Below are 25,245 nucleotides of genomic sequence, written 5' to 3'. Positions count from 1 at the left end.
GACCATGACCGACGTTGCCTTCGCACCCGAGACCCCGCACGCTCCGTCGGTTATTCGGCTGATGCTGGGCAAGTTGGGCATTGCCTACGAAGAAGTGCTGGACCATCACGGCCTCAATGCCGCACGCAAAGTACAGGCCGTTCTGCTCGATGACAGCGTCGGCGCGCTGATGGTGTTGTTCCCGCAGAGCCAGTTGCTGGACCTCAATCGCCTGACCGAACTCACCGGTCGCCGCCTCACTGCCGTATCCACCGAGCGCCTGACAAAAATGCTCGGCAAGCACAACCTCAGCTTGCTGCCGGGCCTGCCGGCGCTGACCAGTTCACCCTGCCTGTACGACGAAAGCTTGCTGCGTGAGCCGAAGTTGCTGATCAACTCTGGCGAGCCAGGCGTGCTGCTGGAAGTCTCCAGCGAAGACTTCAAGACCATGCTGACCAAGGCCAGCGCCGCCAACTTCGGCGAAAACCTGACCAGCATCCGTCCGAACCTCGACCGCCCCGATGACGACCGCGAGGAAATCACCCAGGCCGTACAGGCGTTTACCGCGCGGCGCATCCAGCAGCGTCTGGAGGAGACCATCGAGATTCCGCCGCTGGCCGAAACCGCGCAAAAGATCATCAAGCTGCGTGTCGACCCCAACGCCACCATCGACGACATCACCGGCGTGGTCGAAACCGACCCGGCGCTGGCCGCGCAAGTCGTGAGCTGGGCAGCGTCGCCGTACTACGCCTCACCGGGCAAGATCCGCTCCGTGGAAGACGCCATCGTGCGCGTGCTGGGCTTCGACCTGGTGATCAACCTGGCGCTGGGCCTGGCCCTGGGTAAAACCCTGAGCCTGCCCAAGGACCACCCGCAACAAACCACGCCGTACTGGCAGCAATCCATCTACACCGCCGCCGTCATCGAAGGCCTGACCCGCGCCATGCCGCGCACCCAGCGCCCGGAAGCCGGCCTGACCTACCTCGCCGGCCTGCTGCACAACTTCGGCTACCTGTTGCTGGCCCACGTGTTCCCGCCACACTTCTCGCTGATCTGCCGCCACCTGGAGGTCAACCCGCACCTGTGCCACAGTTTCGTGGAACAACACCTGCTGGGCATCAGCCGTGAACAGATCGGCTCGTGGCTGATGCGCTACTGGGACATGCCCGAAGAGCTGTCTACCGCCCTGCGCTTCCAGCACGACCCGGCCTACGACGGCACCTACGCCGAATACCCGAACCTGGTCTGCCTGTCGGTGCGCCTGCTGCGCAGCCGAGGCATCGGCTCCGGCCCCGACGAAGACATCCCCGACGCCCTGCTCGAACGCCTCGGCCTGAGCCGCGCCAAGGCCGACGACGTGGTCAGCAAAGTGCTGGAAGCTGAAGTGCTGCTGCGTGAACTGGCGTCGCAATTTACTCAAGGCTGAACAGCATCGCGGGCAAGCCCGCTCCCACAGGGATCGCTTAAATCCTGTGGGAGCGGGCTTGCCCGCGATGAATATCATTCGGTCTAACTGAAAGACCTCAAGCCTTGGGCTTCGCCTTCTTCGGCTTCAAATACTTGGTCAGCCCCTGGAACCAGATCACCAGCGCCGGGTTGCCCTTGATCTGAATCGATTTGTCCTGAATCCCGGTCATGAACGCCAGTTGCTTGTTCTTCGCCTGCATCGTGGCAAAGCCATACGCGGCATCTTTGAAGGCAATCGCAAACGCCGGCTCGGCATGCACACCCGATTGGCTGGTGATGCGCTGGTCCTTCACGCGGAATTGCCGCGCCACTTTCCCGTCCAGGGTCTGCAGCTGGAACACCAGGTCCTTGTCACCCAACTGCTGCTGAAACGCCGGATTGGTCCGGCTGGCCTTACCCATCAACAAACCCAGCATCCACAGCAGAAAACGAAATTTCATGCGCACAGCCTCAGAAGGAAAATGAACGGCGGGGGCAGTGTAACGGCTAAAATATAGAACGCCACCATCTGCTTTATTTTGCAGAAGATGCTGCCATTTTTGACGCCGATGACTACCAAGTCATTGACGAATCTTCTGCACAAGTGACTTCGGCAGGCGGTGTTTTTCTACTTTATTACGCATTATCAGGAACCCGATATTATCCAGAACCCGAGGCACACCGACCCAAAATCGCGTTTCGTTGCTGATGTAGTCGCAATGACAAAAATCGAATGGGGCGTGCCCACACACCTGCCCGCCGTCACCCCTTCCTGGTTAATGAGCCGTGCGCGGAGAACGCTGTCGCGCTCCTGCGCACGGCTTATGTCAGGTCACTTCATCTGATGGTTGGCCGTTGCGCGGTCACCGTATAGCGATAACTCACATTGGTCAGCCGCCCATGAATAGCCAGCATCACCTCGGACGTACCAAGTGTGCGGGTCGGCAAATGCACATATTGCAGATTTTTATCCAGATACGCTTCTGGACTGCCCACGATTTGGACACCGCCCGATTCATACAGGACGTCACCCTCCGTCTGGGCCTGCACAAATATTTCAGGCAGCCTGATGGGTAGCAAACTATTTTGCGCCACATTGCCCAGCTCAAAAATGCCCAAGGCTTGATTGATGGCATTGATGGTGGTGGTCGAAGGCAGGTTATTCAGGACGGTCAGGTCTTCAAACCCGTTGCTCTGAACCAACAGGTTTTTGAGGGCGGTCAGCCTGGCAAAGGAATCCGGCAGCTTTCCGCACAGGTTATTGTTATTAGCCACGTCGAAGCGTTCCAGTTTTATCAGGTTGCCAATCGACTCCGGAATACCGCCTCTCATAATGCCCAGCGGCGTTTGAGAACTCAGGTTCAGGCTGATCAGGCTTTCGAGTTTGCCGATCCAGTCTGGAATTGATTTGAGTGAGCAGTTGATGAAGTACGCCGACTTCAACTTTGCCAACGTCCCGAAGTCTTCAGGCAGACGGGTGATAGGTTGGCGCTCTATCATCACATCCTCCAAGTTGCGCAGACGCCCAATACCTCGCAAGCTGGTGATTTTTAACGGTTCCCCGCTCAGCATTCTCAACGTCGTCACTTTATCCAGCGTGTCCTGCGTCACCTTGTCGTCGATAGTCACCGGCGTGCCCGTGGCTTTTGAAATATGCTCGGCCGCCACGCGCGCAAATGAAATGTCGTCAAAGAGAGTCTTGATCGGCGCCCGGATTTTCACAGGGGTAAAAGCCTTTGCAGTTGCCGTGTACGAGGTCATGTCGGTCACCTTGCCAGTGTTTAAGGAGACTCTTTTATAAAACATCGACCGCCCCCTTTTAACTGTCATAACTGACAGTTGGTAAGACCCATTTAGAATAATCCTGAGCCGGTTGACGGAGGGAACGGTATGCGGCGCACCGTGAAATGCACTAGCAAAACCTGAGATCGCCTTAGAAAACGGAATTAAATCACGCTAAACCATTGGCACGGGGTGACGCTCTCGAAAACGATCATTTTTTGAAAAGCCATCGTGAGAAAGAACGCCGCGACCATTTCAGCGAACCGGAAATGCCGGCATTGATCGCCAAGCAACAACACCTGCAGAAACACATTCCTGTAGGAGCTGCCGCAGGCTGCGAACTTCTGATCTTGCACCCAGCAGACTTCTCGGACATTTCCTTCGCAACGCACATTCGGGGGCTTCTCTGACTGCGTATCACGTTGTTCGACATCAAATCACCCACGCCACGGCTCCAGGAAAAAATCCAGGTGCCAGCCTGGATCGTTCCGCTTTGAGATATGCAACATTCTGAAATATAGGAAGTTTCTGATCGCTGAAGGAGAGTCTTCCTACATCACCTCCTCCAACTTCTTGTTAGCGTATTTCGGTCATGGACACCGGAGTTACCAGTCCACGAACGGGCGAACTGTCAGGGAGACACTGGAATGTTTTTATGGCAAATCGTGCCCACGTGGCACGAGATTGAAAAACGTATGACCCATGAAATGGGTTACCAGGGAGGAGCCAGCTTTCGCACGCATTTCAACGAACCTGCCCCCTCCCTTTCTCTCAACATCCGACGCATCAACAGTGTCCGCTACGCATTCAACCAAGCCGAGTGGGAAGTCGGCCGCCTATTGAGGCAACGGTTCTCTGACCTCGACATCTCCAGCATCCTCAACGAGTTGATCGAAGTCGTTACTCAAATGGCAATGATCGTCGCCGGCAGTGTGCTGACCGGAGGGGCAATTGGCGCGGGAGTGGGCGCATTCCTCGGAGGGGCAGGTGCCATTCCCATGGGTGCCGCTGGCGCCGCAATGGGATTGCAAGTCAGCACCTGGATATTAGGGATACTTGGCCTGACGTCCATCGCCGAGTTTTTCGTCGAGGGATTACCGCGCATTGGCGAGTATTACCTGACGGGCATCAACATCGCGTGGAAAGGCCCACGCGGGGAGGAAGGGTTGAACCCGTTCAGCCGGGACGATCCTTTTGCCGAAAAAAGAGCCTCCCATCACATCGCACTGGGTCATGTGGAAGTTGTCGTCCTGCTGCTGGGAGCCATCGTTGCTTACATCACCCGTGGTCGAGGCAATGCAAACGTCCTCGCCCAGGAAATGCGAGCAAGCCCCAAAGGGGCACGGCTTGGCGAATGGATGCTCAAGCATGAAGATGCACTGAAAAAACGACCAGACCTGCAACCCGCAGGGCCGCGCAGAGGTGCACTCAGCCCGCAGGAGCCTGCGCCGCCAGCAAATCGCCCACCCGGAAAAGACAAGGACTCGCCCCGTGACAAACCGAACGCCATGCCGCTTCATAAAGTCGAATGCTTCAAAGCGGACAAGATGCCAGCGTCTAAAATCGGAGAGTTCGAGCGGCAGTTGAAGGGGCAAGAGGACGGGCTGAATCGGCTGACGGTTGATGAGTATCTGGAGAATATTGCTAATCCGGTGAAGCGTAGTCGGGCGGCTGCCAAGCGAGCTCGAAAAGATTTAACAACTACGCTGAAAAAGCGTTTTCAGCGGGAATATCAGAAAAACATGACTCCGCTTGAAGCGGAGGCTGAAGCTATCAAAAAAGCCAAGGAAACGATGTCAAACCTTGCTGGGCTGCATAATCCTGATCTGAGCGCTGGCGGCAAGGACATTATTGCGGACTTTGGTGATCGCCAAGTGAATTCCAGTATCGGCCCTCAATGGGGACCGAAAATCGCACATTTGAAGGCTGCTGCTGAGAACGTGCCCCAATCAATGAGAGAGTCAACTTTTCTCAATGTAAAACTACATAAGTGCTAATAAGGAGATATCGCGTGGACCAAGTATTTGCCCGGTTTATAGAGAAATTTGGCGGACCTGTTGATCGGCAGGAAGTCCCAGCATCCAGTATCGAGCGCTATAGAAGCAAGCTACCCAATCAGTTATTGGAATACTGGGCCGAACACGGCTGGTGCGGATATGGTGATGGCATTTTTTGGATAGTGAACCCCCAGGAATACGATGGGGTAGTAGCGTCTTGGCTTGAAGGGACGAAATATGAAGAACGCGATGCTTACCACCTGATTGCTCGTAGTGCCTTCGGTGACTTGTACCTGTGGGGCGAAAAAACTGGTGCCTCTCTTAAAATAACCAGTGTGCTTTCTCGATGTGTTTTTGATGATTTTGAAATTACGATCGAAGAAATGGATAGGGAGTTGCAAGGCTTTCTTTTATCCACGGACGTGGACTCCAACGATTATGGCGACCTATTCAAACCCGCGAAGAAAAAGCTCGGCACCCTGCGTCACGACGAGATGTACGGCTTTGTTCCAGCGCTGATGTTCGGCGGCCCCGACACCCTCGATCATCTAGAGAAGGTGAAGGCGGTGGAGCATCTGATTCTGCTGTCCCAGATCACCGAGCTTCAGCCCTATAGTTTTTCAGACCTGTAAAGGATGTAGTTCCCCCCCTAGGCCGCGCTCCGAGCAGGGTTACTCGCCTGGTGCCCTCATAACGCTTAAGGAGATATTGAATGGACGAGATATTTTCGATTTTTCTGGAGACGTTTGGCCGGCCCGTTGATCGTCAAGAAGTACCGGTTTCAAGTATCGAACGCTATAGAGGCAAGCTACCCAATCAGTTATTGGAATACTGGGCCGAACACGGCTGGTGCGGATACGGTGACGGCATTTTTTGGATAGTGAACCCCCAGGAATACGATGAGGTAGTGGCGCCTTGGCTTGAGGGGACGAAATATGAAGAGCGTGATGCTTACCACCTGATTGCTCGTAGCGCCTTCGGTGACTTGTACCTGTGGGGCGAAAGAACGGGTGCCTCACTTAAAATAACCAGTGTGCTTTCTCGATGTGTTTTTGATGATTTCGAAATTACGAGTGACGAGATGGACAGAGAACTTCAAAATTTTCTTTTATCTACAGAAGTGGAATACAACGATTTCGGCGACCTGTTCCAACCCGCAAAGAAAAAGCTCGGCACCCTGCGTCACGACGAAATGTACGGCTTTGTTCCAGCGCTGATGTTCGGCGGCCCGGACACCCTCGATCATCTAGAGAAGGTGAAGGCAGTGGAGCATCTGATCCTGCTGTCTCAGATCACCGAGCTTCAGCCCTACAGTTTTTCAGACCTATAAGCCAGATTTCAGGGGACGGATTTCAACAAGCTCTGTTAACCCCACAAAAAATGGGCACCCAACCCTGGTTGGCGTGCCCATTTTTTATTCCACCCCCCGCTACGCGAGAGGCGAAAACGGCTTACGGATTGACGCTGTCTTTCAACGACTTGCCTGGCTTGAACGCAACGGTGTTGCTGGCCTTGATTTTGACGGGTTCACCGGTTTGCGGGTTTTTGCCGGTGCGGGCACCGCGATGGCGTTGCAGGAAGGTGCCGAAGCCCACCAGCGTCACGCTGTCTTTGCGGTGCAGGGCACCGGTGATTTCTTCAAGAACGGCGTTGAGAACGCGGTTGGCTTGTTCTTTGGTGAGGTCTGCTTTTTCAGCAATGGCTGCAGCGAGGTCTGGTTTACGCATGTGAGTGAAGCCCCTTTGACGGTTTGTTGTTGTTATGTCCGTGCTGCTCTCTGCGGAGCAGCGCCAAAAGCGCCGCAGGTGCTCTACTCTGCGGCAGACGGGAGTGAGGATGGCACGCAGTGAGGCCCCGCGCCAGTATCGGCGCGGCCATTGTTAGGGCAAAAGGGGGGTGATTCCGACAGAACGACCGGTATTTATGCCAACAGGGCTGGAAGCTCTTTGTTCAGGGCCAGTTTTTCCATCACGGCGGCGCCTGTGAGGGCATAACCGAGCAGTTTGCCTGCGGCATCGCGGCATAAAACCTTGATGTCGGCGCCCTGCCCTTCGACGGTCCAGATGCCTTCTGCGCCCCGTGGCGGCGGGGACACCACCAGCGGGCACACCGGGGTTTTGACGGTGATCGGCATCGGGCCATAGGTGACGGCGGTCGGGTTGCCGGCCAGGGTTTGCGCCAGCGCTCGCGCACAGCTCATCAAGGGCATCACGTACAGCAGATTCAGCCCATCGACCTCGGCACAATCGCCCAGGGCGTAGATGTTCGCGTGGGAGGTCTTCAGGTGCCGGTCGACCATGATGCCGCGGTTGACCTGCAAACCGGCCGCTGCCGCCAGGTCGACACGCGGGCGCAGGCCAATGGCCGAGACCACCACGTCGCACGGGATCACCTGGCCATCGGACAGGTGCGCTTCCAGGCCGTCCGACACGCGTTGCAGACGGTTGAGCACCGGCCCGAGGTGGAAACGTGCACCGAGGCTTTCCAGGCCAGCCTGCACCGCTGCCGCGGCCGCCGGGTGCAACAGGGTCGGCATGACTTGCTCGCACGGCGCAACCAGTTGCACTTCGTAGCCACCCAGGGTCAGGTCGTTGGCGAACTCGCAGCCGATCAGGCCGGCGCCGAGCAGCAGCACGCGGCGCTTGCCAGCGGCTGCCGCACGGAAGCGTGCGTAGTCTTCCAGGTCGTTGATCGGGAATACGCAGTCCGCCGCGTCACCTTCAATGGGCACACGCACGGTTTCGGCGCCCCAGGCCAGGATCAGGTCGCGGTACATCACCGCTTCTTCACCGATCCACAGGCGCTTGTGGCCCGGGTCAATGCCGCTGATGCGCGTGTGGGTACGTATTTCGGCCTTGAGTTGTTCGGCCATGGCGCCGGGTTCGGCCATGCTCAGGCCGTCGGCATCCTTGTTTTTGCCGAAACCGGTGGAGAGCATCGGCTTGGAGTAGGAGCGCCCGTCATCGGCGGTAATCAAAAGCAGCGGGGTTTCGCTGTCGAGCTTGCGAAACTCGCGGGCGACGTTGTAGCCAGCCAGACCGGTGCCAATGATGACGACAGGTGCGTTCATTCCTTACTCCTCAATTATTCAGGCAGCGATTTCGATCATTTCAAAATCCATTTTGCCCACACCGCAGTCCGGGCACAGCCAGTCTTCCGGCACGTCTTCCCAACGGGTGCCCGGCGCAATGCCGTCATCCGGCCAACCGTCGGCTTCGTTGTAGATCAGGCCGCAGACGATACATTGCCACTTTTTCATCAGGTACTTCCTCAGGGTTCAGGCGTTTTGCCGGCCGGACGGTCGATGGTTGTAGCACTGCCGTCCAACTCAGCGCGTTTTGTACTGATCGATGCCGCCGGATGCAAGCCTGTTCGGCGCAACGGCAGGCCAATTCAATCGATATCGGCGGCTGACATGTTAAGCTCGCCGCCTCATTTGCTGCCAATAATGACTCATTGTGCAACACACAGAATCCCCCTCTCCAGCTCCCCTCTGGCTCTCGCGCAGCGAACTGGCGCCCCTCCCCGATGCTTCCATCCTGGACTGGCTGTTCGACGAAGGCTCGCTCACCCGACGCCTGATTCATCTGTCGAATGATGCCTTCAGCGTCTCGCCGATGTTCGAAGGCTGGCAAACCCTGCGCGCCGACGAATGCGCAGCGCTGGACCTGGCCGACGGCAGTGAAGGCTGGGTGCGCGAGGTGTATCTGCGCGGTCATGGTGAAGCCTGGGTGTTCGCCCGCAGCGTCGCCGCACGCAGTGCATTGCAAGGCGACGGCTTGCACATGGACGAATTGGGTAGCCGCTCCCTGGGTGAATTGCTGTTCTGCGATCAGGCCTTTCAGCGCCGGGCCATCGAGGTTTGTCATTATCCTCAAGAATGGCTGCCGGGCGAGGTGCGGGCGCCGGATCTATGGGGCCGCCGTTCACGTTTTGACCGCGGCGCGTTGAGTGTACTGGTGGCCGAAATCTTCCTGCCTTCCCTGTGGGACGCCGCACGCGCCCGATCGGAGAACCTCTGATGTACCAAAGCCTGCTCAAGTCCTTGAACCGCTTGAACCCTCGGGCCTGGGACTTCATTCAGCTGACGCGGATGGACAAGCCGATCGGCATTTACCTGCTGCTTTGGCCGACACTGTGGGCGCTGTGGATTGCCGGCAAGGGCTCGCCGTCCCTGGCCAACATTGTGATTTTCGTCCTGGGCGTAGTGCTGACCCGCGCCGGTGGCTGCGTGATCAACGACTGGGCGGACCGCAAGGTCGATGGTCATGTGAAACGTACCGAGCAGCGCCCGCTGGTGAGCGGCAAGATCAGCTCGAAAGAGGCGCTGGTGTTCTTCGCCTTGCTGATGGGCGTGAGCTTCCTGCTGGTGCTGTGCACCAATGCCGCGACCGTGTGGCTGTCGCTGGGCGGCCTGGCGTTGGCGTTCAGTTACCCCTTCATGAAGCGCTACACCTATTACCCGCAAGTGGTGCTGGGCGCCGCATTTTCGTGGGGGATGCCGATGGCGTTCACCGCAGAAACCGGTGAATTGCCGGCTGCCGCATGGCTGCTGTGGATCGCCAACCTGATGTGGACCGTGGGCTACGACACGTATTACGCGATGACCGACCGCGATGACGACCTGAAGATCGGCGTGAAATCCACGGCAATCCTGTTCGGCGATGCGGACCGGGCGATCATCCTGACCCTGCAGGGACTGGCGCTGGGCTGCCTGTTGCTGGCGGGTTCGAAGTTCGACCTGGGTGGCTGGTTCCACCTCGGATTACTGGTGGCGGCGGGCTGCTTTGCGTGGGAATTCTGGTACACCCGCGACAAGGACCGGCTGCGTTGCTTCAAGGCGTTTTTGCACAATCACTGGGCGGGCTTGGCGATTTTCGTCGGGATTGTGCTGGATTATGCGCTGCGTTGACCTTTGAAAAGATCGCAGCCTTCGGCAGTTCCTACCCGAAGGCTGCGATTCTTTTGCGGTGTTACATATGCTCGCGAACGACGTGCCAGACTTCTTTTTTCTTGTCACCCGTCATGTCTCCGGGCTTTTTGTCGTCCTCGTAGTAGTACAGTGGCTTGCCGTCATAGGCCCATTGCATGGTCCCGTCGTCACGCTTGACAACGGTCCATTTACCTTCAGCCTTGGCACCCGCCTCTGCCTTGAACGGCGGCCAGTATTTGGCGCAGTCGCCAGTGCACACCGACTTGCCGCCAGTGTCCTTGTCGAACGTGTACAAAGTCATGCCCTTATGGTCGACCATCATGCCGTCTTTCATCATCGCCGGGTCGGCGGCAAAGGCCAGTGTCGGCAGCGTTAACGCCGCAGTGACCAGCAAAGCCTTCCAGGATTGAGCAATGTAGTTCATGGAAACCTTCCTCTTGTGGTTGTCAGGATCCGGACTTAGAGCTTAGCCCAGGATCCAGCCAATCGCCGGCCGACTAAAATACTGTCACACGACTGCAATAATTCCGTTATCTAATGCGGCGCAAGACAGTTAAATGACAAGAGGATTAAGGGCATGGTTGGCAGGAGCATTCTGATCGTCGACGACGAAGCGCCTATTCGCGAAATGATCGCCGTTGCGTTGGAAATGGCCGGCTATGACTGCCTGGAGGCTGAAAACTCCCAGCAGGCCCACGCCATTATCGTCGACCGCAAACCGGACCTGATCCTGCTCGACTGGATGCTGCCCGGCACGTCCGGCATCGAACTGGCCCGTCGCCTCAAGCGTGATGAACTGACCGGGGACATCCCGATCATCATGCTCACCGCCAAGGGTGAAGAGGACAACAAGATCCAGGGCCTGGAAGTCGGCGCCGACGACTACATCACCAAGCCGTTTTCCCCCCGTGAGCTGGTAGCGCGCCTGAAGGCCGTGCTGCGCCGTGCCGGCCCGACCGATGGCGAGGCGCCAATCGAAGTCGGCGGCCTGCTGCTGGACCCGATCAGCCACCGCGTGACCATCGACGGCCGTCCCGCCGAGATGGGCCCGACCGAATACCGCCTGCTGCAATTCTTCATGACTCACCAGGAGCGCGCCTACACCCGTGGCCAGTTGCTGGATCAGGTCTGGGGCGGCAACGTCTATGTCGAAGAGCGTACCGTCGACGTGCACATTCGACGCCTGCGCAAAGCCCTCGGCGATGCTTACGAAAATCTGGTACAAACCGTGCGCGGCACCGGTTACCGCTTTTCCACCAAAGCCTGACCCGGACCCTTACCGCCCGACAAGCTGACAAGGACGCGCGTCACGTGAACCAAAACTGGCATGGCACCCTGATTCGCCACATGCTGCTACTGGTCACCGCCTGCTTGGTGATCGGCCTGATCACCGGCTATTACGGCTGGAGCCTCGCCGCAGGCCTGGGTCTTTACCTGGCCTGGACCCTCAAGCAGTTGCTGCGTCTGCACGAGTGGCTGCGCCTGCACAAACCCGATGAAGCGCCGCCCGACGGCTACGGCCTGTGGGGCGAGGTGTTCGACAGCATCTACCACCTGCAACGCCGCGACCAACGGGTACGCGGGCGCCTGCAAGCGGTGATCGACCGGGTTCAGGAATCCACCGCCGCGCTGAAAGACGCGGTGATCATGCTCGACACCGACGGCAACCTGGAATGGTGGAACCGCGCCGCCGAAACCCTGCTGGGCCTCAAGACGCCACAGGACAGCGGCCAACCGGTGACCAACCTGGTGCGCCATCCGCGCTTCAAGGAATACTTCGAGCAAGACAGCTACGCCGAGCCGCTGGAAATTCCTTCGCCGACCAACGACCGCGTGCGCATTCAGCTGTACATCACCCGTTACGGCAACAACGAACACTTGATGCTGGTGCGTGATGTGACGCGCATTCATCAGCTTGAGCAAATGCGCAAAGATTTCATCGCCAACGTTTCCCATGAACTGCGCACGCCGTTGACGGTGATCTGCGGCTACCTGGAAACCTTGCTCGATAACGTCGACGAGGTGAACCCGCGCTGGGGCCGCGCCTTGCAGCAGATGCAGCAACAAGGCGGACGCATGCAGACCCTGCTCAACGACCTGTTGTTGCTGGCCAAGCTGGAAGCCACCGATTATCCATCGGACAACCAGCCAGTGCCGATCGATGGCTTGCTGCAATCGATCAAGAGCGACGCGCAGCAGTTGTCCGGCCAGAAAAACCAGAAAATCACCCTGGAAGCCGACCCGACGATTCTGCTCAAGGGTAGCGAGGCGGAGTTGCGCAGCGCGTTTTCCAACCTGGTGTTCAACGCGGTGAAATACACCCCGGCCGAAGGCAACATCCGCATTCGCTGGTGGGGCGATGACCAGGGGGCGCACCTGAGCGTGCAGGATTCCGGGATCGGCATCGATGCCAAACACCTGCCACGCCTGACCGAACGGTTCTATCGCGTCGACTCCAGCCGCAACTCCAATACCGGTGGCACCGGCCTGGGGCTGGCGATCGTCAAACACGTTTTGTTACGTCATCGGGCACGGATGGAAATCAGCAGCGTACCAGGCCACGGCAGTACCTTTACCTGCCACTTTGCGCCGGCGCAGGTCACCCAATCACGGGTTATCAGCACCGCCGACTGATACCGGCCAGCACGCGCCACTAGGCAACTGGCCGGTCAGCCGCTACATTGGCTGACTTGCGCCTGCCCTTCAGGCGCGGATTTTTCTTCCCTCTCGAATACACGGAACCCGCAAAACTCCATCATGGACCCTTCCCCTGGCTTGACCCTCGCTACAATTTTCGCCGACTTCGGCATGATTCTTTTTGCTCTGATCCTGGTTTTGCTCAACGGTTTTTTCGTTGCGGCGGAATTTGCCATGGTCAAGCTGCGCTCGACCCGGGTCGAGGCCATCGCTGATAAAAACGGCTGGCGCGGGCACATCCTGCGCACCGTGCACAGTCAGCTCGATGCGTACCTGTCAGCCTGCCAATTGGGTATCACCCTCGCCTCCCTGGGCCTGGGTTGGGTCGGTGAGCCCGCGTTTGCCCACATTCTTGAGCCGGTGTTGAGCGCGGTCGGCGTTGAATCGGCCGAAGTGGTCAAAGGCATCTCGTTCTTCACCGCGTTCTTCATCATTTCGTACCTGCACATCGTGGTCGGTGAGCTCGCCCCCAAATCCTGGGCGATTCGCAAACCCGAATTGCTGTCGCTGTGGACCGCCGTGCCGCTGTACCTGTTCTATTGGGCCATGTACCCGGCCATCTACCTGCTCAACGCCAGCGCCAACACCATCCTGCGCATTGCAGGGCAAGGTGAACCCGGCCCGCATCACGAGCATCACTACAGCCGTGAAGAGCTGAAACTGATCCTGCACTCCAGCCGTGGCCAGGACCCGAGCGACCAAGGCATGCGCGTGCTGGCCTCGGCGGTGGAAATGGGCGAACTGGAAGTGGTCGACTGGGCCAACTCCCGCGAAGACCTGGTGACCCTGGAGTTCAACGCACCGCTCAAGCAGATCCTGGCGATGTTCCGTCGCCACAAGTTCAGCCGCTATCCGGTGTACGACAGCGAACGCCAGGAGTTCGTCGGCCTGCTGCACATCAAGGATCTGCTGTTGGAACTGGCGGCGCTGGACCACATTCCCGAGTCGTTCAACCTCGCCGAACTGACCCGTCCGCTGGAGCGCGTGTCGCGGCACATGCCGCTGTCGCAGTTGCTGGAGCAGTTCCGCAAGGGCGGTTCGCACTTCGCCGTGGTCGAAGAGGCCGACGGCAACATCATCGGCTACCTGACCATGGAAGACGTGCTGGAAGTGCTGGTGGGCGACATCCAGGACGAACACCGCAAGGCCGAACGCGGGATCCTCGCGTATCAGCCGGGCAAGTTGCTGGTGCGGGGCGATACGCCGCTGTTCAAGGTTGAACGACTGCTGGGCATCGATCTCGACCACGTCGAAGCCGAAACCCTTGCAGGGCTGGTCTATGAGAGCCTCAAGCGCGTTCCGGAAGAGGAAGAAGTGCTGGAAGTCGAAGGCCTGCGGATCATCATCAAGAAGATGAAGGGGCCGAAGATTGTCCTGGCCAAGGTGTTGATGCTGGACTGATCGAGATATCCGGATTCGAGTCGATACCATCGCGAGCAAGCTCGCTCCCACACTGGAATGCATTTCAACTGTGGGAGCGAGCTTGCTCGCGATGGCGTCAGACCAGAAAACACCTCACTGCTTGCCCAGCGCAAAGTTGGGCAAAGCACCCACCGGCTGGTTGAACTGATACGGAATCGACACCAGCCCCAGCCCGGTATTGCGCTGCACCACGAAGTGCAAATGCGGCCCGGTGCTGTTGCCGGTGTTGCCGGACAGCGCCAAAGGACTGCCTACCGTTACCCGCTGACCTTCCCGAACGCGGACCGAGCCCTTCTTCAGGTGCAGGTAAACACCCATGGTCCCGTCATCGTGCAGCACCCGCACGAAATTGCCGGAGGCATCGGTGCCGCGCCCGCTTTGTCTGTTCTCGGTCTTCACCACCACCCCGCCTCGCGCGGCAATGATCGGCGTGCCCTCGGGCATCGCAATGTCCATGGCGTAACGGCTCTTGGGGCCGAAGTGGCTGTAGGGCCCATTGGCACCCTGACTGATCCGGAACGGGCCACCACGCCAGGGCAACGGGTACCGATAGCCCACCGTGGGTCCTGAGGGGTCGCCCAGGGAATACTTGAACTTCGGGACGTACGCCAGCGGCCTTCCACCTTTGGCCGCCGTGAGCTGCGCCAGGCGAACGCTGCTGCGCATCGGTATCACGCGCCGAATCGTCCTGCCCGGCACACCGCTGGCGTTCTTCACCCCGGCAAAACTCAATTCGACCTCTACCGGCGCATACAGGTCATTGCGTACATACACGCTGTGCACGCCGTTCTTCTTGGTGATGATGAGGCGCACCTGACGCTCAAGGTGCTCGACCATGCCATCGCGGAAAACGAGCACATGGGCGCCTTTGCTCGGGCGGTCGCTGTAGGAAACCACGCCATTGGCGTCTTTGGACTTGTAGATGGTCATGGCCACAGCCGAGGTGGCGACCATGAACAGGCCACAGAAAAACAGCAGGCGCATGAGCATGGGCAAGAATTCTGTCGAGTGGGAACTGAGATGGAGCCTAGCAGCTGATATGGACCCGGCTAGTCGGCAGATGTTTCAAAATGGGCCTTTCAGAAGATTTTTGACAAAGCCAAAGGCCCCTTCGCGAGCAAGCCCGCTCCCACATTTGAAATGCATTCCAAATGTGGGAGCGGGCTTGCTCGCGAAAGCGGACTGACAGGCGACGAAGATCAAGCGCCAGGAATGAAGTGCTTCTGCGCCGTCCCCCGCGCAATCAGGCGCGAGATGTAATCGAGCTTCTGCGCATCCTGATCGACAAAGCGGAAGGTCAGTTGCAGCCAGTCGCTGTCAGGCTTCGGTTCGTGGGCCACGACGGCATGCAGATAGCCGTTGAGGCGGGCGATTTCGGCATTGTCGCCCTGCTCCAGGTCCAGCACGGCGCTGTCGAGGATCTGCGGCAGGGTCTCGGTGCGCTTGACCACCAACAGGGCCTCCTTGAGGCTCAGGGCCTTGATCACGCACTGCTGGATGCCGTTCGGCAAACGCAGCTGACCCTGGCCACGGCCGCTGGCAGGTGCTGAAGAGGCCGCAGGCGCCTTGACCGGCGGGCTGTTGAGCAAGCCTTTGGACGGTGCGGGCGCGGCTGTTGGCGTGGTGACAGACGCCTTGCCAGCGGTCAGGGCTGAGAGGGAGTCGTTGGCGAATGCAGGGCTGGTTTTGGTTGCGGCTACGCTGATCAAGGCATCGAGTTTGCCGACCTTGTGCAGCGCCTGCTTGACCTTGGTGATCAGCTGTTCGTTGGTGAACGGCTTGCTGACATAACCGGATACTCCAGCCTGGATCGCCTGGACGACGTTTTCCTTGTCGCCACGGCTGGTCACCATCACGAAGGGCATGGCTTTGAGGCTGTCTTGCTCACGACACCAGGTCAGCAGTTCCAGGCCGGACATTTCCGGCATTTCCCAGTCGCACAGGACCAGATCGAATGCTTCCTTGGCCAGCATGGCCTGGGCCTTTCTGCCGTTGATCGCGTCTTCGATCCGCATGCCCGGAAAATAATTGCGCAGGCACTTTTTCACCAAGTCACGAATGAACGACGCGTCGTCCACGACCAACACACTGACCTTACTCATCCACCACCCCTTTAAAAAATCCCGGCCAGCATACCGCCTTGCTGATGGCACATTGCCAAAAAACCTTCAGTCACGCCGGACTTTTCGTTCACGGGTGCTGCTTTTCGAATGCGTAGGCCACAAACAAAAACGCCCGGCCAACAGGCCGGGCGCTTTACTTGGGCAACCTTACTTATCGTCAGTTTTGCCCGGAACATTAGCGGTTTCGCCGGTTGTTCCTTCGACTTCTTCCTTCATGCGCTTGAGACCCAGGTGTCGCACGTCGGTGCCACGTACCAGGTAAATCACCAGTTCCGAGATATTGCGCGCGTGGTCGCCGATGCGCTCCAGCGAACGCAGTACCCAGATAATGCTCAGAACCCGCGAGATAGAACGCGGATCTTCCATCATGTAGGTCGCCAGCTCACGCAGGGCGGTCTTGTATTCGCGGTCGATGATCTTGTCGTACTGCGCCACCGACAAGGCCAGTTCGGCATCGAAACGGGCAAAGGCGTCCAGTGCATCACGGACCATGTTGCGCACCTGGTCACCGATGTGGCGCACTTCGACGTAACCGCGCGGCGCCTCGCCTTCTTCGCACAGCTGAATGGCGCGACGGGCGATTTTGGTCGCTTCGTCACCGATGCGCTCCAGATCGATCACCGATTTGGAAATGCTGATGATCAGTCGCAGGTCGGACGCTGCCGGCTGACGACGGGCCAGAATGCGCAGGCATTCTTCGTCGATGTTGCGTTCCATCTGGTTGATCTGGTCGTCGATCTCGCGCACCTGCTGGGCCAGGCCGGAGTCGGCCTCGATCAGCGCGGTGACCGCGTCGTTGACCTGCTTCTCGACCAGCCCGCCCATGGCCAGGAGGTGGCTGCGCACTTCCTCCAGTTCGGCGTTGAACTGGGCAGAGATGTGGTGGGTTAAGCCTTCCTTCGAAATCATCTTTTGCTCCGCGATAGCTGTGAGCTGCAAGCTACAAGCTGCAAGCTGTGTTGTGTCGTACTCGGACCGCTCTTACTTGCCGCTTGAAGCTTGCGGCTTGCCGCTGTTCCTAGCCATACCGGCCCGTGATGTAGTCTTCGGTCTGCTTCTTCGCCGGATTGGTGAACAGGGTGTCGGTGTCGCCAAATTCCACCAGTTTGCCCATGTACATGAACGCGGTGTAGTCGGAAACCCGCGCCGCCTGCTGCATGTTGTGGGTCACGATGACGATGGTGAACTTGGATTTCAGTTCGTAGATCAGCTCTTCGACTTTCAGCGTGGAGATCGGGTCGAGTGCCGAGCAGGGTTCGTCGAGCAGCAACACTTCCGGCTCAACGGCGATGGTGCGGGCGATCACCAGACGCTGCTGCTGACCACCGGACAGGCCCAGTGCCGACTCGTGCAGACGGTCCTTGACCTCATCCCACAGTGCCGCACCTTTCAACGCCCACTCAACGGCTTCGTCGAGCACGCGCTTCTTGTTGATGCCCTGGATGCGCAGGCCGTAAACCACGTTTTCGTAGATGGTTTTCGGGAACGGGTTGGGCTTCTGGAACACCATGCCGACGCGACGACGCAGCTCGGCCACGTCTTCGCCCTTGCGGTAGATGTTGTTGCCGTACAGGTTGATCTCGCCTTCGACGCGGCAGCCATCCACCAGGTCGTTCATGCGGTTGAAAGTGCGCAGCAGCGTCGACTTGCCACAGCCGGACGGGCCGATGAAGGCGGTCACGCGCTGCTTCGGGATGTTCATGCTGACGTCGTACAGCGCTTGTTTTTCGCCGTAGAACAGGCTCAGGCCCGGCACTTCGATGGCTACGGTTTCCTGCTCGAGGTTCAGGCTCTGTTTGTCGCGACCCAGTGCCGACATGTTGATGCCGTGGGTATGTGCTTCGTGCTGCATGGGAGGCTCCCTGTGCTAACAAATTCGGTTCGGAACGCTGCTTGTTGCAGTTCCCATCAATATTCTGGTGGACGCGGTCCAGTGTGGGAGCGGGCTTGCTCGCGAAGAGGCCGGCACATTCAACATCAATGTTGCCTGACCCACTGCTTTCGCGAGCAAGCCCGCTCCCACATTGGAAATCAGCTGTCCAAAGCTTTGTACTTCTCGCGCAGGTGGTTACGGATGTACACCGCCGACAGGTTCAGCGTCGCGATCACCAGCACCAGCAGCAGCGCCGTGGCGTACACCAGCGGTCGTGCGGCTTCGACGTTCGGGCTCTGGAAGCCGACGTCATAGATGTGGAAGCCCAGGTGCATGATCTTCTGGTCCAGGTGCAGGTACGGGTAGTTACCGTCCACCGGCAACGACGGCGCCAGTTTCACCACACCCACCAGCATCAACGGCGCCACTTCACCCGCGGCACGAGCCACGGCGAGGATCATGCCGGTCATCATCGCCGGGCTGGCCATCGGCAAAACGATCTTCCACAAGGTTTCAGCCTTGGTCGCGCCGAGGGCCAACGAACCTTCACGCACGGTGCGAGGAATCCGTGCCAGGCCTTCTTCGGTGGCCACGATCACCACCGGCACTGCCAGCAGCGCCAGGGTCAGCGAAGCCCAGAGCAGACCCGGCGTGCCGAAGGTCGGCGCCGGCAAGGCTTCCGGGAAGAACAGACGGTCGAGCGAGCCGCCCAGCACATAGACGAAGAAGCCCAGGCCGAACACCCCGTAAACGATGGCCGGAACACCTGCCAGGTTGTTCACCGCGATGCGGATCACCCGGGTCAACGCGTTCTGCTTGGCGTATTCACGCAGGTACACCGCCGCCAGCACGCCGAACGGGGTCACGATCATCGCCATGATCAGGGTCATCATCACGGTGCCGAAAATGGCCGGGAAGATACCGCCCTCGGTGTTCGCTTCACGCGGGTCGTCGCTCAGGAACTCCCAGACCTTGCTGAAGTAGAAACCGATCTTGGTGGTCGTGCTCATGGCGTTCGGCTGGTAGGCGTGAACCACTTTGCCGATGCCGATTTCGATTTCCTTACCGTTCGCGTCGCGGGCGGTCAGGCTGTCGCGGTTGAACTGCGCATGCAGATCGTTCAGGCGCGCTTCAACATCCTGATAGCGGGCATTGAGTTCGGCGCGCTCCGATTCCATGTCCGCTTGTGCGGTGGCGTCGAGCTTGCCATCCAGTTCCAGCTTGCGACCGTGCAAGCGCACGCGCTCGAGACCGGCGTTGATCGCGCCGATGTCGGTTTTTTCCAGGTTCTTGAGCTGTGCCGCCAGCTTGTTGACGCGGTCGACACGGGCTTGCAACTCAGGCCAAGCGGCCTCGCCTTCAGCGACAACCTTGCCGTCCTGTTTAACGTTGACCAGGTAACCGTAGAAGTTGCCCCACTCACGCCGCTCGATCGCCATCAGCTCAGGCGGCGTCGTCTGGTTGGTCAGCCACTCGCCGACGACCCAGGTGAAGTCGTTGCCGTTCAGGTCACGGTTGCCGACCTTGATCAGCTCGCGGGTCATGAACTCCGGGCCGTCGTCAGGCACCGGCAGGCCGGCGCTCTTCAGACGGGCACGTGGCACTTCTTCCTTCTGTACGATTTCGCCGATCACCAGGTGATTGGCCTGGCCCGGTACGTCGTAACTGGCATGTACCAGGTCAGCCGGCCAGAAGTGACCCAGGCCGCGCACGGCAATCACTGCCAGCAGGCCAATGGTCATGATGACCGCGATGGACACCGCGCCACCGCTGATCCAGACGCCGGGGGCGCCGCTCTTGAACCATCCTTTCAGGGAGTTCTGTTTCACAGACTTCTACCTTTCTTAAAGCGACGAGTATTTCTTGCGCAGACGCTGACGAATCAGTTCTGCGAGGGTGTTCATGACGAAGGTGAACAACAGCAGCACCAGCGCCGAGAGGAACAGCACGCGGTAGTGGCTGCCGCCGACTTCCGACTCGGGCATTTCCACCGCAACGTTGGCCGCCAGGGTGCGCAGGCCTTCGAACAGGTTCATTTCCATGACCGGGGTGTTGCCGGTGGCCATCAGCACGATCATGGTTTCCCCGACCGCACGGCCCATGCCGATCATCAGCGCAGAGAAGATGCCCGGGCTCGCGGTGAGGATCACCACGCGGGTCATGGTCTGCCACGGCGTGGCACCGAGGGCCAGGGAGCCCAGGGTCAGGCCACGCGGCACGCTGAACACGGCGTCTTCGGCGATGGAGTAGATGTTCGGGATGACCGCGAAGCCCATGGCCAGGCCGACCACCAGGGCGTTGCGCTGGTCGTAGGTGATGCCCAGGTCGTGGGAGATCCACATGCGCATATCGCCGCCGAAGAACCAGTTCTCCATGAACGGGCTCATGTACAGCGACAGCCAGCCCACAAACAGGATCACCGGAATCAGCAGCGCACTTTCCCAGCCATCCGGGACTTTCAGGCGGATCGACTCAGGCAGGCGGCTGAAGGTGAAACCGGCGACCAGGATGCCGATCGGCAACAGCATCAGCAGGCTGAAGATGCCCGGCAAGTGTCCTTCAACATAAGGTGCGAGGAACAGACCGGCGAAGAAGCCGAGGATCACCGTCGGCATCGCTTCCATCAATTCGATCACCGGCTTGACCTTGCGGCGCATGCCCGGCGCCATGAAGTACGCGGTGTAGATCGCAGCGGCAACGGCCAGTGGAGCGGCCAGCAGCATGGCGTAGAACGCGGCTTTAAGGGTACCGAAAGTCAGCGGCGACAGGCTCAGCTTGGGTTCGAAGTCGGTGTTGGCGGCGGTCGATTGCCAGACGTATTTAGGCTCGTCGTAGTTCTCGTACCAGACCTTGCTCCACAGCGCGCTCCACGAGACTTCCGGGTGCGGGTTGTCGAGCAGCAGCGGGTGCAACTTGCCGCCCGCTTCCACGATCACGCGGTTGGCACGCGGCGACAGACCGAAAATGCCCTGGCCTTCGGCAACCGACTCAACCAGCAAAGTGCGGTGGGCAGTGCTGTGGAACACGCCGAGCTTGCCGGAAGCGTCAAGGGCAATGAAGCCCTTGCGGCGTTCTTCGGCAGTGATTTCAACGATAGGCGTGGTGCCCATCTGGAAGGTGCGGATCTGCTTCAGGCGTTGCTCGCCATCCGGGTCGCGGGCCATGAACCACTGGGCCAGACCACCCTTGGAGTCGCCGATGATCAGCGAGATGCCGCCCACCAGCTGGGTGCTGGCGGTGACTTGCGCTTCACCGTCTTCAAGCAGTTTGTAGCGACCGTTGAGGCTCTTGTCGCGCAGGCTGAACACGTCGGCCTGGGCACGCCCGTTGATCACGTACAGCCACTGCTGGCGCGGGTCGACGAAGATGTTCTTCACCGGCTCGGTCATCTGCGGCAGGTCGATGCGCTTCTGCTCGTTGGTGACTTCGCCGGTCATCATGTTCTCTTCGCTGGTCAGCGACAGAACATTGAGTTGCGAACCGGTGGAGCCAACCAGCATCAGGGTCGAATCGTTGGCGTTGAGGCTGACGTGCTCCAGCGCACCACCCGCCTCGTTCACCGCGATTGGCGCTTCGCCATACGGGTACTCGACGGCCGGGGTGATGGTTTTCTTGCCTTCCGGGTAGCTGACCTTATAGGTGTGGCGGAACACCAGGGCCTGACCGTTGGACAGACCAACAGCCACCAGCGGGTGGCCTGGCTGGTCTTCACCGATGGAGGTCACGGTGGTGCCGGCCGGAACAGGCAAATCGACGCGCTTGAGTTCGGCGCCACTGTCGATGTCGAAGAACAATGCCTGGCCCTTGTCGGAAACCCGCATCGCCACCTGATTCTGCTCTTCCAGGGAGATCATCAGCGGCTTGCCGGAATCCTGCATCCAGGCTGGAACGATCGCATCTTTCGCAGTCAGGCTGGCACCCTGGAACAACGGCGCAACCACGTAGGCGAGGAAGAAGAAGATCAGTGTGATGGCTGCCAGCACCGCCAGGCCGCCGATGAGGACGTACCAGCGAGTGAAGCGATCCTTGAGCGCGCGGATGCGACGCTTGCGTTGTAGCTCAGGCGTATTGAAGTCAATTCGCTTGGGGGGATTAGTAGTCATTGTGGAATTGGCCAGATCATTCATTCGCACACCCTAGCGATCCTGTATGACAGAAAGATGACAGTGCAGTGACGCAACAAATCCGCCGCTGGCGGTAACCAGCAGTGGATCGGGAATTTGGGGGTTGTGTAGGAGCTGTCGAGGGAACCGAGGCTGCGATCTTTTGATCTTGCAGTTGAGAAAGCCAGATCAAAAGATCGCAGCCTCGCTCCGCTCGACAGCTCCTGCACAGGAATCCGGGATTACCCCGGATTCAGGGTTTTACTTTTTTGCGACTTCAGCGCCGCCTTCCTGCAGACCCAGGTCAGCCAGAGCTTTGGCAGCTACTTTGGCCGGCAGTGGGATGTAACCGTCTTTCACTACAACTTCCTGGCCCTGTTTCGACAGAACCAGTTTCACGAACTCGGCTTCCAGCGGGGCCAGAGGCTTGTTCGGGGCTTTGTTGACGTATACGTACAGGAAGCGGGACAGCGGGTACTTGCCGTTCAGGGCGTTTTCTTCGGTGTCTTCGATGAAGTCCTGGCTGCCTTTCTTGGCCAGGGCCACAGTCTTCACGCTAGCGGTCTTGTAGCCGATGCCCGAGTAACCGATGCCGTTCAGCGAGGAGCTGATCGACTGCACGACCGAAGCCGAACCTGGCTGTTCGTTCACGTTTGGCTTGAAGTCGCCTTTGCACAGGGCTTCTTCCTTGAAGTAGCCGTAGGTGCCGGATACCGAGTTACGACCGAACAGCTGAACCGGCTTGTTGGCCAGGTCGCCGGTCACGCCCAGGTCGCCCCAGGTTTTCACGTCGGTTTTAGCGCCGCACAGACGAGTGGACGAGAAGATCGCGTCGACCTGTTCCATGGTCAGGTGCTGGATCGGGTTGTCCTTGTGTACGAATACCGCCAAGGCGTCCACGGCAACCGGGATTGCGGTTGGCTTGTAGCCGTACTTCTGTTCGAAGGCAGCCAGTTCGGTGTCCTTCATCTTGCGGCTCATCGGGCCCAGGTTGGAGGTGCCTTCAGTCAGCGCAGGTGGCGCAGTGGCGGAGCCAGCGGCCTGAATCTGGATGTTTACGTTCGGGTATTCTTTCTTGTAGTTCTCAGCCCAGAGGGTCATGAGGTTGGCCAGGGTATCGGAGCCGACGCTGGACAGGTTGCCCGACACACCAGTGGTCTTGGTGTAGCTCGGGATAGCAGGGTCAACAGCGGCAACCGCGTTGGCAGTCGCAACGCCAGCAGCGACAAAAGTCATTGCCGCCATCAAACGCTTCAGTTTCATGCCTTACTCCTAGCAGATAGGGTGTGTTAAGTCGGGGCCAAGTATCAGCAGGCCGTGTGAACACTCTATGGCTGAAATATGACAATTGGATGAAAGGCCAGTATTTGGTTTTTTTTGCAGGATGATTGGCGTCGCCCGCCTTCGCGAGCAAGCCCGCTCCCACAGTTGACCGCGTTCCTTCAGGAGAAATGCGATCGAATGTGGGAGCGGGCTTGCTCGCGAAGGCGTCAGTGCAGTCGCTGAGAAAGGCCGCTTAGCGCCCTTTCTTCCAGAGATACGCCCCCACCAGAATCCCGACCCCGCACAGCACCGCCACGTAGTAGGCCGGCCCCATCGGGCTTTCCTTGAGCAGCAGACTGACGATCATCGGCGTCAGACCACCGAAAATGGCGTAGGCCACGTTATAGGAGAACGACAGGCCGCTGAAACGCACCACTGGCGGGAACGCCTTGACCATCACGTAGGGCACCGCACCGATGGTGCCGACCAGCAGACCGGTCACCGCGTACATCGGAAACAGCCAGTCGGGATGGTCAGCCAGGCTGTGATAGAAGGTCCAGGAGCTGGCCAGCAACGCAGCGCAGCCAAGAACGAAGACTCGCCCTGCACCGAAGCGATCCGCCAGCGCGCCGGCGATGATGCAGCCAAAGCTCAGGAACACGATCGCCAGGCTGTTCGCCTGCAAGGACGTGGTTGGCGAGAAGTGATAGACCGTCTGCAACACCGTCGGGGTCATCAGGATCAACACCACGATGGCGGCCGACAGCAGCCAGGTCAGCAGCATCGAAATGGCGATGGCGCCACGATGGTCACGCAGCACCGCGCGCAGCGGCACCTCTTCGGCCAGGGCCTTGCGCTGTTGCAGCTCGGCGAACACCGGGGTTTCGTGCAGCCAGCGACGCAGGTATACCGAGAACAGTCCAAACACGCCGCCCAGCAGGAATGGGATCCGCCAGGCGTAATCCGACACTTCCGCCGGGGTATAGAGGCTGTTGATCGCCGTGGCGACCAGCGAGCCGAGCAGGATGCCCGCCGTCAGACCGCTGGTCAGGGTGCCACAGGCGTAACCGATATGACGCTGCGGCACGTGTTCGGAAACGAAGACCCACGCCCCCGGCACCTCACCGCCGATGGCCGCGCCCTGGATCACCCGCATCAGCAGCAACAGGATCGGTGCCCACATGCCGATCTGCGCATAGGTCGGCAACAAGCCCATGATCAGGGTCGGCACGGCCATCATGAAAATGCTCAGGGTGAACATTTTCTTGCGGCCCAGCAGGTCGCCGAAATGCGCCATCACGATGCCGCCCAGCGGCCGTGCCAGGTAGCCGGCGGCGAAGATGCCGAAGGTCTGCATCAAGCGTAGCCACTCAGGCATGTCCGCCGGGAAGAACAGCTTGCCCACCACCGTGGCGAAGAACACGAAGATGATGAAGTCGTAGAACTCCAGCGCGCCGCCCAGGGCAGACAGCGATAAAGTCTTGTAGTCGCTGCGAGTCAGCGGACGTGCGGGTTGTTCTGGCTGCGCGATGCTCGAGGGCGCTGTGGTCATGGCAAGGGCTTCTCTTATAGTCGGATCTGCAACCTCAACAACGCTGGTTGAGGCCTGGGCAGGTCCGGCACGATA

Annotated in this window: 24 protein-coding genes; 10 read left to right on the top strand and 14 right to left on the bottom strand. The window is 59.2% G+C overall.

The window, feature by feature from the left end:
- Positions 1 to 4 precede the first annotated feature (4 nt).
- Positions 5 to 1,405: an aminoacyl-tRNA deacylase and HDOD domain-containing protein gene (locus tag AC07YV_RS15405; protein WP_102700108.1), complete on the top strand. Its 1,401-nt coding sequence runs from the start codon at positions 5 to 7 to the stop codon at positions 1,403 to 1,405.
- Between the two features lie 97 nt (positions 1,406 to 1,502).
- Here AC07YV_RS15405 and AC07YV_RS15400 read toward each other — a convergent pair whose 3' ends face one another.
- Together AC07YV_RS15400 and AC07YV_RS15395 are read right to left on the bottom strand one after the other, a co-directional pair.
- Positions 1,503 to 1,886 (bottom strand): hypothetical protein, encoded by a 384-nt coding sequence (locus tag AC07YV_RS15400; RefSeq protein WP_007975192.1) that lies wholly within the window; start codon positions 1,884 to 1,886, stop codon positions 1,503 to 1,505.
- Between the two features lie 376 nt (positions 1,887 to 2,262).
- Positions 2,263 to 3,186 (bottom strand): leucine-rich repeat domain-containing protein, encoded by a 924-nt coding sequence (locus tag AC07YV_RS15395; RefSeq protein ID WP_146025363.1) that lies wholly within the window; start codon positions 3,184 to 3,186, stop codon positions 2,263 to 2,265.
- Between the two features lie 239 nt (positions 3,187 to 3,425).
- Here AC07YV_RS15395 and AC07YV_RS15390 point away from each other — a divergent pair, with 239 nt between their 5' ends.
- The 4 genes from AC07YV_RS15390 (at position 3,426) to AC07YV_RS15375 (ending at position 6,534) form a co-directional block, all read left to right on the top strand.
- Positions 3,426 to 3,617 (top strand): hypothetical protein, encoded by a 192-nt coding sequence (locus AC07YV_RS15390; RefSeq protein ID WP_146025364.1) that lies wholly within the window; start codon positions 3,426 to 3,428, stop codon positions 3,615 to 3,617.
- A gap of 237 nt (positions 3,618 to 3,854) precedes the next feature.
- Positions 3,855 to 5,204 carry a DUF6861 domain-containing protein gene (locus AC07YV_RS15385; RefSeq protein WP_102700111.1) on the top strand — a complete coding sequence of 450 codons (1,350 nt, stop codon included), beginning with the start codon at positions 3,855 to 3,857 and terminating at the stop codon, positions 5,202 to 5,204.
- A 14-nt stretch (positions 5,205 to 5,218) separates the two neighbouring features.
- Complete coding sequence (locus AC07YV_RS15380) at positions 5,219 to 5,836, top strand: GAD-like domain-containing protein (protein WP_102700112.1); 618 nt, start codon at positions 5,219 to 5,221, stop codon at positions 5,834 to 5,836.
- An 80-nt stretch (positions 5,837 to 5,916) separates the two neighbouring features.
- On the top strand, positions 5,917 to 6,534 hold the full coding sequence (locus AC07YV_RS15375) for a GAD-like domain-containing protein (RefSeq protein ID WP_102700113.1): 618 nt from the start codon (positions 5,917 to 5,919) through the stop codon (positions 6,532 to 6,534).
- A 121-nt stretch (positions 6,535 to 6,655) separates the two neighbouring features.
- Here the strand turns inward: AC07YV_RS15375 and AC07YV_RS15370 are convergent, their stop codons facing one another.
- From AC07YV_RS15370 to AC07YV_RS15360, 3 genes are all read right to left on the bottom strand, one after another.
- Complete coding sequence (locus tag AC07YV_RS15370; protein WP_003195589.1) at positions 6,656 to 6,931, bottom strand: HU family DNA-binding protein; 276 nt, start codon at positions 6,929 to 6,931, stop codon at positions 6,656 to 6,658.
- Between the two features lie 194 nt (positions 6,932 to 7,125).
- Entirely contained in the window at positions 7,126 to 8,274 is a 1,149-nt protein-coding gene (locus AC07YV_RS15365) for an NAD(P)/FAD-dependent oxidoreductase (RefSeq protein ID WP_102700114.1), read from the bottom strand.
- Between the two features lie 18 nt (positions 8,275 to 8,292).
- Positions 8,293 to 8,463 carry a rubredoxin gene (locus AC07YV_RS15360; protein ID WP_007975200.1) on the bottom strand — a complete coding sequence of 57 codons (171 nt, stop codon included), beginning with the start codon at positions 8,461 to 8,463 and terminating at the stop codon, positions 8,293 to 8,295.
- A gap of 199 nt (positions 8,464 to 8,662) precedes the next feature.
- On the opposite strand from AC07YV_RS15360, the gene AC07YV_RS15355 reads away from it, so the two are divergent.
- Positions 8,663 to 9,226, top strand: a complete 564-nt coding sequence (locus tag AC07YV_RS15355) for a chorismate--pyruvate lyase family protein (protein WP_015097381.1) — start codon at positions 8,663 to 8,665, stop codon at positions 9,224 to 9,226.
- Positions 9,226 to 10,116, top strand: coding sequence for a 4-hydroxybenzoate octaprenyltransferase (gene ubiA, locus AC07YV_RS15350; RefSeq protein ID WP_102700115.1), 891 nt, complete (start codon positions 9,226 to 9,228; stop codon positions 10,114 to 10,116). The genes AC07YV_RS15355 and ubiA overlap by 1 nt, the downstream gene beginning before the upstream one ends.
- A 61-nt stretch (positions 10,117 to 10,177) precedes the next feature.
- Here the strand turns inward: ubiA and AC07YV_RS15345 are convergent, their stop codons facing one another.
- The gene (locus tag AC07YV_RS15345) at positions 10,178 to 10,561 is read right to left on the bottom strand and encodes a COG4315 family predicted lipoprotein (protein ID WP_102700116.1); all 384 of its coding nucleotides are present in this window, start codon (positions 10,559 to 10,561) and stop codon (positions 10,178 to 10,180) included.
- Positions 10,562 to 10,714: 153 nt separating this feature from the next.
- Here AC07YV_RS15345 and phoB point away from each other — a divergent pair, with 153 nt between their 5' ends.
- The 3 genes from phoB (at position 10,715) to AC07YV_RS15330 (ending at position 14,235) form a co-directional block, all read left to right on the top strand.
- Complete coding sequence (gene phoB, locus AC07YV_RS15340) at positions 10,715 to 11,404, top strand: phosphate regulon transcriptional regulator PhoB (RefSeq protein ID WP_003229608.1); 690 nt, start codon at positions 10,715 to 10,717, stop codon at positions 11,402 to 11,404.
- 80 nt (positions 11,405 to 11,484) lie between these two features.
- The gene (gene phoR / locus AC07YV_RS15335) at positions 11,485 to 12,771 is read left to right on the top strand and encodes a phosphate regulon sensor histidine kinase PhoR (RefSeq protein ID WP_256358802.1); all 1,287 of its coding nucleotides are present in this window, start codon (positions 11,485 to 11,487) and stop codon (positions 12,769 to 12,771) included.
- A 123-nt stretch (positions 12,772 to 12,894) separates the two neighbouring features.
- Complete coding sequence (locus tag AC07YV_RS15330; RefSeq protein ID WP_007975205.1) at positions 12,895 to 14,235, top strand: hemolysin family protein; 1,341 nt, start codon at positions 12,895 to 12,897, stop codon at positions 14,233 to 14,235.
- 114 nt (positions 14,236 to 14,349) lie between these two features.
- Here the strand turns inward: AC07YV_RS15330 and AC07YV_RS15325 are convergent, their stop codons facing one another.
- The 8 genes from AC07YV_RS15325 to AC07YV_RS15290 all read right to left on the bottom strand — a co-directional run bounded on the left by AC07YV_RS15325 (position 14,350) and on the right by AC07YV_RS15290 (position 25,170).
- Entirely contained in the window at positions 14,350 to 15,246 is an 897-nt protein-coding gene (locus tag AC07YV_RS15325) for a peptidoglycan DD-metalloendopeptidase family protein (RefSeq protein ID WP_102700118.1), read from the bottom strand.
- A 209-nt stretch (positions 15,247 to 15,455) separates the two neighbouring features.
- Positions 15,456 to 16,358, bottom strand: coding sequence for a response regulator (locus AC07YV_RS15320; RefSeq protein ID WP_102700119.1), 903 nt, complete (start codon positions 16,356 to 16,358; stop codon positions 15,456 to 15,458).
- A gap of 168 nt (positions 16,359 to 16,526) precedes the next feature.
- Positions 16,527 to 17,288, bottom strand: coding sequence for a phosphate signaling complex protein PhoU (gene phoU / locus AC07YV_RS15315; RefSeq protein ID WP_095964354.1), 762 nt, complete (start codon positions 17,286 to 17,288; stop codon positions 16,527 to 16,529).
- 109 nt (positions 17,289 to 17,397) lie between these two features.
- Positions 17,398 to 18,231: a phosphate ABC transporter ATP-binding protein PstB gene (gene pstB / locus AC07YV_RS15310; protein ID WP_007971742.1), complete on the bottom strand. Its 834-nt coding sequence runs from the start codon at positions 18,229 to 18,231 to the stop codon at positions 17,398 to 17,400.
- Positions 18,232 to 18,410: 179 nt separating this feature from the next.
- Positions 18,411 to 20,081 (bottom strand): phosphate ABC transporter permease PstA, encoded by a 1,671-nt coding sequence (pstA, locus tag AC07YV_RS15305; RefSeq protein WP_102700120.1) that lies wholly within the window; start codon positions 20,079 to 20,081, stop codon positions 18,411 to 18,413.
- Positions 20,082 to 20,096: 15 nt separating this feature from the next.
- Positions 20,097 to 22,379 carry an ABC transporter permease subunit gene (locus tag AC07YV_RS15300; RefSeq protein ID WP_102700121.1) on the bottom strand — a complete coding sequence of 761 codons (2,283 nt, stop codon included), beginning with the start codon at positions 22,377 to 22,379 and terminating at the stop codon, positions 20,097 to 20,099.
- A 237-nt stretch (positions 22,380 to 22,616) separates the two neighbouring features.
- A complete protein-coding gene (locus AC07YV_RS15295; RefSeq protein ID WP_102700122.1) occupies positions 22,617 to 23,618 on the bottom strand; it encodes a phosphate ABC transporter substrate-binding protein PstS in 1,002 nt (333 codons plus the stop codon).
- A gap of 253 nt (positions 23,619 to 23,871) precedes the next feature.
- Positions 23,872 to 25,170 (bottom strand): MFS transporter, encoded by a 1,299-nt coding sequence (locus tag AC07YV_RS15290; RefSeq protein WP_102700124.1) that lies wholly within the window; start codon positions 25,168 to 25,170, stop codon positions 23,872 to 23,874.
- Positions 25,171 to 25,245: the final 75 nt, after the last annotated feature.

The organism is Pseudomonas sp. GW456-E7 (genome assembly GCF_059424105.1).
This window is presented reverse-complemented; position numbering and strand designations above follow the sequence as displayed.